This window comes from Phytoactinopolyspora endophytica (assembly GCF_004138495.1).
In the GTDB taxonomy this organism is placed as follows: Bacteria; Actinomycetota; Actinomycetes; order Jiangellales; family Jiangellaceae; genus Phytoactinopolyspora; species Phytoactinopolyspora endophytica.
On sequence record NZ_ML142849.1, the window covers coordinates 612,992 to 624,444 of the forward strand.

At 68.1% G+C, this 11,453-nt stretch carries 7 protein-coding genes; 1 reads left to right on the top strand and 6 read right to left on the bottom strand.

The features are described from left to right. Positions 1–712, bottom strand: a 712-nt coding sequence (locus ELR45_RS02700; RefSeq protein WP_129663470.1) for an SDR family NAD(P)-dependent oxidoreductase, incomplete at its 3' end; no start/stop codon positions are given. A gap of 175 nt (positions 713–887) precedes the next feature. Here ELR45_RS02700 and ELR45_RS02705 point away from each other — a divergent pair. Further along, entirely contained in the window at positions 888–1,676 is a 789-nt protein-coding gene (locus ELR45_RS02705) for a helix-turn-helix domain-containing protein (RefSeq protein ID WP_129663188.1), read from the top strand. A 58-nt stretch (positions 1,677–1,734) separates the two neighbouring features. Here ELR45_RS02705 and ELR45_RS02710 read toward each other — a convergent pair whose 3' ends face one another. From ELR45_RS02710 to gltB, 5 genes are all read right to left on the bottom strand, one after another. After that, positions 1,735–3,813, bottom strand: a complete 2,079-nt coding sequence (locus tag ELR45_RS02710) for a S9 family peptidase (protein WP_129663190.1) — start codon at positions 3,811–3,813, stop codon at positions 1,735–1,737. Positions 3,814–3,884: 71 nt separating this feature from the next. Continuing rightward, a complete protein-coding gene (locus ELR45_RS02715) occupies positions 3,885–4,865 on the bottom strand; it encodes an iron-siderophore ABC transporter substrate-binding protein (RefSeq protein ID WP_165367414.1) in 981 nt (326 codons plus the stop codon). A gap of 527 nt (positions 4,866–5,392) precedes the next feature. Beyond that, positions 5,393–6,832 (bottom strand): pyruvate kinase, encoded by a 1,440-nt coding sequence (gene pyk, locus ELR45_RS02720; protein ID WP_129663194.1) that lies wholly within the window; start codon positions 6,830–6,832, stop codon positions 5,393–5,395. Positions 6,833–6,925: 93 nt separating this feature from the next. After that, entirely contained in the window at positions 6,926–8,395 is a 1,470-nt protein-coding gene (locus ELR45_RS02725) for a glutamate synthase subunit beta (RefSeq protein ID WP_129663196.1), read from the bottom strand. Positions 8,396–8,606: 211 nt separating this feature from the next. Continuing rightward, a partial coding sequence (gltB, locus tag ELR45_RS40320; protein WP_240759096.1) for a glutamate synthase large subunit occupies positions 8,607–11,453 on the bottom strand: 2,847 nt, incomplete at its 5' end.

Sequence of the window (11,453 nt, forward strand, 5' to 3'; positions counted from 1 at the left end):
TGCCGGTCGGTCCGTCCGGCCCGAGGCGGGCGACGCGCACCACCTCACGGCATGCGTCCTCCACCGACTCCGTCCCCTCGAACTTGACCAGTGCGGTGTTCGCGAACCCAGGCGAGACGAGGTTGACCTTGATGTCGGTCGCCTCCAGCTCGATCATCATGGACAACGTCACGGCGTTGAGTGCGGTCTTCGACGCAGAGTAGACCGGCTCGAAGGTCGGGTGGAACGGGAAGGCCGGGTCGGCCATGGTCGTCAGCGAGCCCTGCGCACTCGTGACGTTCACGATGCGCGCATCCGACGACTTGCGAAGCAACGGCAGCATGGCCTGGCACACCGCCAGAGCGCCGAAGACGTTCACCTCCCAGACAGCCCGTACCTCGTCGAGCGGGACAACACTTGGCTTCGACAGTGCGCGCAGCATCTCCATGTCCTGGACGTCGGTACGGGTGGTGGAGATCCCGGCATTGTTGACGAGAAGGTCGAGCCGACCCGCCTCCCCCTGGATCCGCTCGGCGGCCCTGGCGATGGACGCCGCGTCGGTCACGTCGAGCTGCAGCGCGGTGGCGCCGTCGCCGATCTCGGCGGCCGCCTTCTCACCGCGCGCGAGGTCGCGGGACCCGACGAACACGGCGACCCCGTCGGAGACCAGCTCTTTCGCGACCTGCTTGCCCATGCCCTGGTTGGCTCCGGTGACGAGTGCGATGCGGTTCATGGGCACGATGCCCCTCCCTTGTCCGATGTGGCTGCGATAGACGACCGGCCCTGTGCCACCCGGCACGTGTCCCGCTCTACGACGACTGTGCGGGACCTGCGGCATCCGGCGGAAGACCCTCTCGAACCTGGTACTGCCAGGACCACTCGACGGACGCGGAGGCATAATGGTGCCCATGCCGACTGTGATCCGGGAAGGCTTCGGGGAGTACCTCCGTGGCCGGCGGGCCATGGTGACAGCACCGGAGCAGCCGGTCGAAAGCCGGTCGTCACGGCGGCGGGTCCCGGGGCTGCGACGGCAGGAGATGGCCGAGGCCGCCGGGATCTCTGTCGAGTACTACACCCGCCTCGAGCAGGGGCGGGCTCCGCGTCCGTCGCGGGAGATCCTCACCGCGCTGGCACGAGCCTTCGGCCTCACGGCCGCCGAGCGAGACCACCTGTTCCGACTTGCCGGCGAGCTGCCCCCCGAGCCTCTCGCCCCTGACAGTGAGATCCGACCAGGACTCCTCCGGCTGCTGCGCGGCCTCGACGAAACCGTCCCCGTCACCGTCCACGACGGACGCCTGGACGTGATGGCGCGCAACGCTGCCGCCACTGAGCTCCTCGGACCGCTCCCAAGTGCGGGTCGGTACCGGCGCAACATCGTCCACCAGGGCTTCACGGCCACGGCTCGCCGCGTCCTCGGAAATGAGGGAGTCCACCGGTACGCCCGGTGGGCCACGGCGGAGCTCCGCTCGGCGCTGGGCCGGTACCCGGACGACGAGCACCTCCGGTCCCTGCTCACGGAGCTCTCAACGACCAGCGCCACCTTCCGGAGCCTCTGGGCGCAAGGTGAAGTCTCGGTAGGACGTTCCGCCGAAAAACGCCTGCATCACCCGACTCGGGGATGGTTGGCCTTCCAGAGCGAGATGCTGCACGACGCCGAACGGGACCACTGGATCGTGATCTACGCGCCCGCTGTATGACCGGGGATACACCTGCGCCCGGATGGCAGGCCAAGGAGAGTTCAGGCGCATCGAACAGTCATGATCGATGGGGCGGGAGGTGACGGCAGAACCAGGCAAGCATGGAGTCGAGCAGCGTGGTCCTCGCGTCTACCGAGCCGATCGCGTGCCCCTCGCCGGCGAGTGTGATCAGTTCCGTGGGGACACCACCGTCGCACAGACCACGGTGAAGCATGTGCCCCTGTGCGGCCGGGATCTTGCGGTCTCGTTCACCATGCACGACGAGCGTGGGCGTGGCGCACCTGTTCACATGAGACAGCGGCGACGCCCGATCGAGGCCGGCGGCATCCCCGTCACCACCGGGAAAGAACGTGTGCCAGGCCGGTCCCATCGGCGACGTGTCGAGGAAACGTCGGAAGTCGGCGATCCCCGCCCCGACGACGGCCGCTTTGAACCGATCCGTCTGCGTCACCGCCCAGGCCGTCAAGAACCCGCCGTAGCTCCATCCCCCGATGCCGAGCCGCTCCTGATCGGCGATCCCCCGTTCCACAAGTACATCGACACCGTCCATGATGTCTTGCAGCGGCAACGCCCCGATCCGGCCCCGAATCGAGTGCGCGAAGTCCCAGGTCCTGCCTGTCGACCCGCGAGGATTGGGCAGGAACACCGCGAAGCCGTTCGCCGCCAGCAGCTGGGCCCAGTCGACCCACGACCCGTGCCACCCGGCACACCAGTGGTAATGCGGCCCGCCGTGCACGTTCACCACCGTCCGCCGCGGTCCGGACGCACCATCCGGCGGTATCACCAGCAGACCGTACAGCTCGGTCCCATCGTCCCGGCTCGTCCACGAGACCTCACGGATCTCACCCAGCCGCAACCCTCGCAGCTGCGGGTTCAGGTTGGTCAGCCGCGTCGCCTCGGGGCCGCCTTCAGCCGGCGACGCGCCCGTTGCGAGGCCGACGTCGGGTCTTGGGACCGGAGGAGATCCGGACGGCGCCACGCGGCCGGTACGCCCTGCCGCGCCCTGGCCGAGCACCCACACGTCCGGTGCGTCGCCGTCGCTGCCGGAGACGAAGGCGATCCGGTCGGCCGGACCGCCGACAGAGAACCGCGGATAACCCATGCCCATGTCACACAGCTCGCGGAACGTTCCATCGTCCAGGTCATACTCCACCAGCACGGACGACGTCCGCCGAAACACCTGAGCGACGATACGCGCACCGCCCCCGGCCCATTCGGCCCTGAGGACGGTTCCTTCCCAATCCTGCCAGAGATCCCGTATGTCACCGCTACCTGCCGACACGACGGCCGGCCAGTGGCCCCGCCCGGCATCACCGCGGCTGAACAGCACCTTTCTGCCGTCCGGTGACCACGCCAATGTCTGGTTCCTGGTCGTCGGCACCGGCACATCGGTACACAGGGTCCGCAGCACCGTCCCAGAGCAGACGTCCACCACCCGCAGCGCCGCCTCCCCCGCTCCGGTGGACTCCGCCCGCACGACGACCGCTGCTTCCCGCCCGTCCGGTGACAGCACGAACGCCGCCACGTCCAGCTCGTCGCCGGTGATCGGACGCGCCGTTCCCGTCGTCGTCTCTACCAGCCACAGCTGCCCGCATGACTGACCCTCGCTCAGGCTGCCCACCTGCGACGAGGCGTTGTTTCCCGCCGGAACACGCAGCAGCACGACTCCGTGGTCACCGAATCGTGAAAGAGGGTCCGTGACCGGCTGCTCCACAGGCTCCCGAGGCAACCAGGCGAGCCCGTCGGCGCCGCTCGCGGCACCGGGCAGAGCAACCCGGCGCACCCGGCGATCCGGGAGGTCGATGGCCGTCAGGGTCAACGACCCGGCGTCGGTCCTTTCGACGACGCCGATCACGGCCTGCCGCTCCGGCGAACCTTCGTCCACCGCATTGTCCACCGCCCAGCACGGCCCTGCCTCAAGCCGAACGCCCATCAGCAGCGGCTCGGCCGCCCCCGGGTCCCTGACCGGCACCGACCACAACGTCGCACCCGACCGGGCCGCGTTCTCCACCACGACGGCGACCCGTTCGCCGTCCGGAGACAGCGCCGGCTCCCCCACCTCGTCCAGCGCCGCGAAGTCCGCGCCCACAGCCGCCCGCACGGACACCCCGACACCGAACCCGGCGGGTGAAGCCATATCGATCCCTGCCGACGAGGCGGCATATGTGACGCCCGCACCGGGAACAGCACGTTCCGACGGCCCAAGGGTCACTGCATCACCAGGTAGTCCGTGACGTCGTCCATGATCTCGTCGGCGGCCTGCACCGACCCGCAGTTGAACCACCACTCGGCGTTCACCTCGAAGGCCCGCCCGTCCTGTACGACCTCCAGCCCTTCCCACAGCGGGCTCTCGGCCACCTCGCTGTACGTGGCCTGGGCGTCCTCGGGGTCGGTAGCGGTGGAGCCGACGAAGTACAACAACGTCGAGGCATCCGCATCGGTGAGCCGCTCCAAGCTCAGGTCGACCCTGTTGCTGTCGTCCGGAGTCTCGTCAGCCAGGTGCATCGTCACACCGAGGTCGTTCAACACGGCCGTAGCGCACGACTCCGTGTAGACCCTCATGTCGTCGACGGCGCGGATATTCAGCAGCGACACCGGCTCGTCGCTCGCGCCCGATTCCGCCAGCACCTCCGCCAGATCGCCCGCCGTCTGCTCGTACGTCTCAAGGCTTGCCGCCACTTCGTCGGATCGGCCGATGGCCGCGCCGACCGTCTCCAAGGTCTCTTTCCACATCGTCGAGTCCAGTGAGAGCGCCACGGTCGGTGCGACTTGTTCCAACTGGTCGTAGTGGGGTTCGACCATCGACTCCAGTCCCACGATGACGTCGGGCTCCAAGGAGGCGATCCGCTCGACGTTCAGCTCGGTCAGCCAGCCGACGTCCTCGATCTCATCCGTCGAGGCATCCACATACGGCGGGAACGGGTCGTCGAAAGGCTGGTACGACGTCCCGACGACGTTCGCTCCAGCAGCGATGGCCGTGGGCAACGTCGCGTACGGATCGATGGCGACAACCCGCTCCGGCGCCACCGGCACCTCGGCTTCGCCCAGGACGTGCTCGACGACCGTCGTCGCGTCACTGTTGGCCGCCGCCTCGTCGCCGTTGTCCCCCGCCGAATCAGCCCCGGCCGTCGTACCGTCATCACCACCACATGCGACGGTGAGCAACCCGGCGACGGCCAACCCCGCCACCAGTTTGACTCGCAGCGCACTTAGAGGTCGCGCACCGAACGCGGCTGAACATCGTCTGTCTTGTCTCATCATGACCTTCCCGGGGTCGCCTCACCCGTGGACGAGCACGCGGAGACCGCGGTGTCCCGGTTCGTCCCGTGGGTGACCATCGGCTGACCATCTCGTCGGCGAACACGTCAGGCGTCGTACCGAGTTCGACACGACGCCTGAAAGCCGTCAGCCTAGCATAGGCTAACCTAACTGTTCGCTGCGTATCGCACCCACGGAGTAGGAACCGAGGTCGTGGTGGCGAAGACCAGGCCGAACGCGCGGAAAGGGCCGGAGAAGCTCGTCGGCCGATCTTCCGGAGGCGCAGATACACGCCACCAGCACGAGAAGCTGCCCGCCGGAGGCGTGAGAGGTCGACGAATTCTCCGGCCCACCCGACGCAACCACAACCGGACAGCACAACCACACCACCCCGTCGTCCTGCTTCTACGTTCGAGCCGTGTCGTCGTACCTGTGCGGCCTAGTCGTACCTGTACCGCCTAGTTGTAGGCGATGGCGACCTTGCCGACAGCATCGCCGATCTGGTGCACGCGCATGGCGTTGGTCGACCCCGGAATCCCAGGCGGGGAGCCTGCCACGATCACAACCAGGTCGCCCTTCTCGCAACGTCCCTGCTGGAGCAGCACCCGGTCGACCTGCTTCACCATCTCGTCGGTGTGGTCGACGTGGTCGGCGATGAACGCCTCGATACCCCACGACAGTGCCAGCTGCTGCCGGGTCGCCTCCAGCGGGCTGAACGCTACCAGCGGGATTGGTGACCGGAGCCGCGACATCCGCCGGGCCGAGTCACCGCTCTGAGTGAACGCGACGATGTACTTCGCGCCGAGCAGCTCGGCCGTCTCGCATGCCGCCTTGGTGATGGCGCCGCCCTTGGTCCTGGGCTTGGTGCCGAGCGGCGGGATCCGCTCCAGGCCGTGTTCCTCGACCGTCTCCACGATCTTGCCCATGGTCGTGACCGTCTCGATCGGATAGCTTCCGACGCTGGTCTCACCGGAGAGCATCACCGCGTCCGCACCGTCGAGTACCGCGTTCGCCACGTCGGAGGTCTCCGCGCGGGTAGGGCGGGGGTTGCTGATCATGGAGTCCAGCATCTGAGTGGCGACGATGACCGGCTTGGCCCGCCGCCGGCACAGGGCGATCGCCCGCTTCTGCACCAGGGGCACGTCCCACAGCGGCAGCTCGACGCCGAGGTCGCCGCGGGCGACCATCACGCCGTCGAACGCGTCGACGATCTCCTCGAGGTTCTCCACCGCTTGCGGCTTCTCGACCTTGGCGATCACCGGCAGCCGGATGCCTTCTTCGTCCATGATCCGGTGCACTTCTTCGATGTCGGTCGCGGAACGCACGAACGACAACGCGATCATGTCCGCGCCCGCACGCAGCCCCCAGCGCAGGTCATCGGAGTCCTTCTCGGACATCGCCGGGACGCTGACGGCCGCACCCGGCAGGTTCAGGCCCTTGTTGTTCGACACTCGGCCACCGAGGACGACCCGGGTGACGACGTCACTGCCCTTGACCTCCTCGACCTCCAGCGCGAGCCGGCCGTCGTCGACGAGCACCTGGTCGCCGGGTTTGACGTCGTTCGGAAGCCCGGCGTGTGTGGTGGAGCTACGCTCCACGTCACCGGCGACGTCATCGGTGGTGATGGTGAACGTCGCTCCCGGCTCGAGGACTACCGAGCCTTGCGCGAACGTTCCCAACCGGATCTTGGGACCCTGCAGGTCAACCAGTACGCCGACATTGCGGCCGGCTTCCGCCGCCGCCTTGCGGACGCGTGCGTACCGCTCCTCATGTTCGAGGTGGCTGCCGTGGCTGAGGTTGAAGCGGGCAACATCCATGCCTGCCTCGACCAGCTCCTGCAGGCGCTCTGGGGAGTCGGTCGCTGGACCGAGGGTACAGACTATCTTCGCTTTACGCACGTCTAACAACTCTAGACCCATTCCGCTCGTCCCTGCGACCCGGCCACCCCGAGCCTCACCCGCACTTCACCCGCTGTTCGCGTGGGTGACGTTCTACACCACGAGGGGACGATCCGTGGGAGCGACCGGCGCGGGCAGGCGGTCGGCGCCGGTCAACCAGCGGTCGACGGCAGCCGCACAGGCCCTGCCTTCGGCGATCGCCCACACGATCAGCGACTGTCCGCGGCCGGCGTCACCGGCTGCGAACACACCCGGCACGCTGGTCTCGTAGGCGTCGTCACGCACGATGTTGCCCCGCCCGTCCAGCTCGACCGCCAGCTGCTCCAGCAGCGGGGAACGCTCCGGCCCGACGAAGCCCATCGCGAACAGCACCAGTTCGGCGGGCAGCTCGCGTTCGGTACCCTCGACCGGTTCGAAGCCCTTCTCGCCCATCCGGACCTCGACCAGACGCAGCGCGCGGACGCGGCCCTCGTCGTCGCCGAGGAACTCCTGGGTGGAGACTGAGTAGACCCGCTCGCCGCCTTCCTCGTGGGCGCTGGAGGTCCGCAGCATCACCGGATAGGTGGGCCACGGCGTCGCGTCTGCCCGGCTGTCCGGGGGCTCCGGCATGATCTCCAGCTGGGTGACCGACGCCGCGCCCTGCCGGTGTGCCGTCCCCAGGCAGTCGGCGCCGGTGTCGCCACCGCCGATGATGATCACATGCTTGCCCTCGGCGGTAATCTGGCCCGGCACGGACTCGCCCAGCGCGACACGGTTGGCCTGCGGCAGATACTCCATGGCCTGGTGCACGCCGTCCAGCTCACGGCCCGGCATCGGCAGGTCTCGCGCAGCCGTGGCGCCCACGGCCAGCACCACCGCGTCGTAGCGGGATTTCAGCTCCTCGCCGGTGAGGCTCTCGCCGACCTCGACGCCGGTACGGAAGATGGTGCCCTCGGCACGCATCTGGTCCAGCCGCCGGTCGACGTGGCGCTTCTCCATCTTGAACTCCGGGATGCCGTACCGCAGCAGGCCGCCTACCCGGTCCGCGCGCTCGTAGACGGCGACGGTGTGCCCGGCCCTGGTGAGCTGCTGTGCCACTGCGAGCCCGGCGGGCCCGGAACCGATGACGGCGACGGTCCGGTCGGTGAGCCGCTCCGGCGGCTGAGGTGCCACCCAGCCCTCGTCGAACGCCTTGTCGATGATCGCGACCTCGACGTTCTTGATCGTCACGGGATCATCGGCGATGTCGACGACGCACGCGGCCTCGCACGGCGCGGGGCACAGCCGTCCGGTGAACTCCGGGAAGTTGTTGGTGGCATGCAGGCGCTCCGACGCCTCGTGCCAGTCGTCCCGCCACACCAGGTCGTTCCACTCCGGGATCAGGTTCCCGAGCGGGCAGCCGCTGTGGCAGAACGGGATGCCGCAGTCCATGCACCGGCCGGCTTGCTTGGTGATGATCGGCAGCAACGTCTTGCCGATGCCCGGGTCAGGATAGACCTCGTTCCAGTCCTTGACCCGTTCCGCGACCGGTCGCGCCTTCGCGCCCTGCCGCCCGGCCTTCAGGAACCCACGGGGGTCAGCCATCCGTCGCCTCCATTCTGAATGGTCGTGTAGCACACGAATCGTTCATGACTGCTCAGGACTCCGGCGGCGAAGATCCCTTTCGATCCGGCACGGCCCGTCGGCTCTCGGCCAGCTGCCGAGGTACCGAGGTGGCAGGTCGCGCCGCGGGCACGTCGTGGTGCGGAATACACCATCGACCATGCCGGGAAGGTCTTCAGCTGCCGGTGGTCCGCTATCCGTGTGCTGCCTCCATGATCGCTTCGTCGACGTCTCGTCCGTCGCGCTCGGCGGCGGCCTTGGCGGCGAGCACTCGCTTGAAGTCGCGGGGCATGATCTTGCTGAATCGGCCCGCGGTATGGTCCCAGTCGGCCAGCAGCGTCTCAGCGACGGCAGAGCCGGTCTCGTCCCGGTGCTTCGTGACGATACCGCGGAGCCGTTCGGACTCCTCGGCGGTGATCTCCTCCAACTCGACCATGCCGGGGTTCACCAGCGACGGGTCGAGGTCCAGCACGTAGGTGACGCCACCTGACATACCGGCGGCGATGTTGCGGCCGGTCGGGCCGAGGATCACCGCCGCTCCCCCGGTCATGTACTCGCAAGCGTGGTCGCCGACGCCCTCGACGACGGCAGTCACACCGGAGTTGCGCACGCAGAACCGCTCGCCGGCCTTGCCCCGGATGAACAGCTCTCCGCCGGTGGCACCGTACGCCGTGACGTTGCCGGTCACCACGTTCTCCTCGGCGACGAACGAGGCCGAACGGTCCGGCCGCAGGATCACCCGTCCGCCGGACAGCCCCTTGGCCAGGTAGTCGTTGGCGTCGCCCTCCAGGCGCAGCGTGACGCCGCGTGGCACGAACGCACCGAACGACTGGCCCGCCGAACCCACCAGGGTGATGTCCACGGTGTCATCCGGCAGACCCTCGCCCCCGAACCGCTTGGTGATCTCGTGGCCGAGCATGGTTCCGACCGTCCGGTTCACGTTGCGCACCTCTACCTGCGCACGTACCGGTTCGCGGTTCTCCAGGGCATCGGTTGCCAGCGAGATGAGCTGGTTGTCCAGCGCCTTCTCCAGCCCGTGGTCCTGTACCACCACCTGATGCCGCGATGCGCCATCGGCCAGCTCGGGAACATGCAGCAGCGGCGAGAGGTCGAGCCCGGCCGCCTTCCAATGGTCGACCGCCTCGTTGGTATCGAGCATCTCGGCGTGTCCGATCGCCTCGTCCAGGCTGCGGAAGCCCAGCTCCGCCAGGTACTCGCGGACCTCTTCGGCGATGTACTCGAAGAAGTTGACCACGAAGTCCGCCTGGCCCGTGTACCGCTTGCGCAGCTCGGGGTTCTGCGTCGCGATGCCCACCGGGCAGGTGTCGAGGTGGCAGACCCGCATCATCACGCATCCGGACACCACCAGCGGCGCAGTGGAGAAGCCGAATTCCTCGGCACCGAGCAGCGCCGCGATGACCACATCGCGCCCTGTCTTGAGTTGCCCGTCGGTCTGCACCACGATCCGGTCGCGCAACCCGTTGAGCAGCAGCGTCTGCTGGGTCTCGGCCAAGCCGAGCTCCCATGGCCCACCGGCGTGCTTCAGGCTGGTCAGCGGTGCGGCACCGGTGCCACCGTCGTGACCGGAGATCAGCACCACATCCGAGTGCGCCTTCGACACGCCGGCAGCAACCGTTCCGACGCCGACCTCGGCCACCAGCTTGACGTGGATACGAGCGCGCGGGTTGGCGTTCTTCAGGTCGTGGATCAGCTGCGCCAGGTCTTCGATGGAGTAGATGTCGTGGTGCGGCGGCGGCGAGATCAACCCGACCCCCGGCGTCGAATGCCGGGTCGTGGCCACCCACGGCCAGACCTTGTTACCGGGGAGCTGACCGCCCTCACCGGGCTTGGCGCCCTGTGCCATCTTGATCTGGATGTCGTCGGCGTTGGTCAGGTACTCCGACGTCACGCCGAACCGGCCGCTGGCCACCTGCTTGACGGCGCTTCGGCGCTCCGGGTCGTACAGCCGGTCGGTGTCCTCGCCGCCCTCGCCCGTGTTGGACTTGCCGCCCAACCGGTTCATCGCGATGGCGAGGGTCTCGTGCGCCTCCCGGCTGATCGAACCGTAGGACATCGCTCCGGTGGAGAACCGGCGCACGATCGACTCGACCGGTTCCACCTCCTCGATCGGCACCGGCGGGCGCGCACCTTCCTTGAACGAGAACAGTCCGCGCAGCGTCATCAGCCGCTTCGACTGCTCGTTCACCCGGCCCGTGTACTGCTTGAACACGTCGTAGCGGCCGGACCGGGTGGAGTGCTGCAGCCGGAAGACCGTCTCAGGGTCGAACAGGTGGTACTCGCCCTCACGCCGCCACTGGTACTCGCCACCGACCTCGAGCGTGCGGTGTGCCGCGGCGACACCGCCCGGCGGGTAGGCCCGCACGTGCCTGCGTCGTACCTCTTCGGCCATGATGTCGAGCCCGATGCCGCCCAGCCGCGACGTGGTGCCGGTGAAGTACTTGTCGACGACGTCCTGGGCCAGGCCGATGGCCTCGAAGATCTGGGCGCCGGTGTACGAGGCGACCGTCGAGACGCCCATCTTGCTCATGACCTTGAGCACGCCCTTGCCGAGCGACTTGATGAGGTTCGCGACGGCATCCTCGGGACTGGTGTCCGCGAGCAGGGTGCCGCGCCTGGCAAGGTCCTCGACGCTCTCCATCGCCAGGTACGGGTTGACCGCGGCGGCGCCGTAGCCGATGAGCAACGCGACATGATGAACTTCGCGCACATCGCCCGCTTCGACCACCAGGCCCACGAGCGTCCGCGTCTTCTCCCGCACCAGGTGGTGGTGGACGGCGCTGGTGAGCAGCAGGGACGGGATCGGCGCCTGGATGGCGTCGGAGTGCCGGTCGGACAGCACGATGATGCGTGCACCGTTGTCGATGGCTTTGGAGACTTCGTTGCAGATCTCATCCAGCCGACGCGTCAGGGCGGCGCCGCCGCCTGCCACGTCGTACAGGCCGCGCACCACATGCGTCGCGTATCCAGGCAGATTACCGTCCTGGTTGATGTGGATGATCCGCGCCAGGTCGTCATTGTT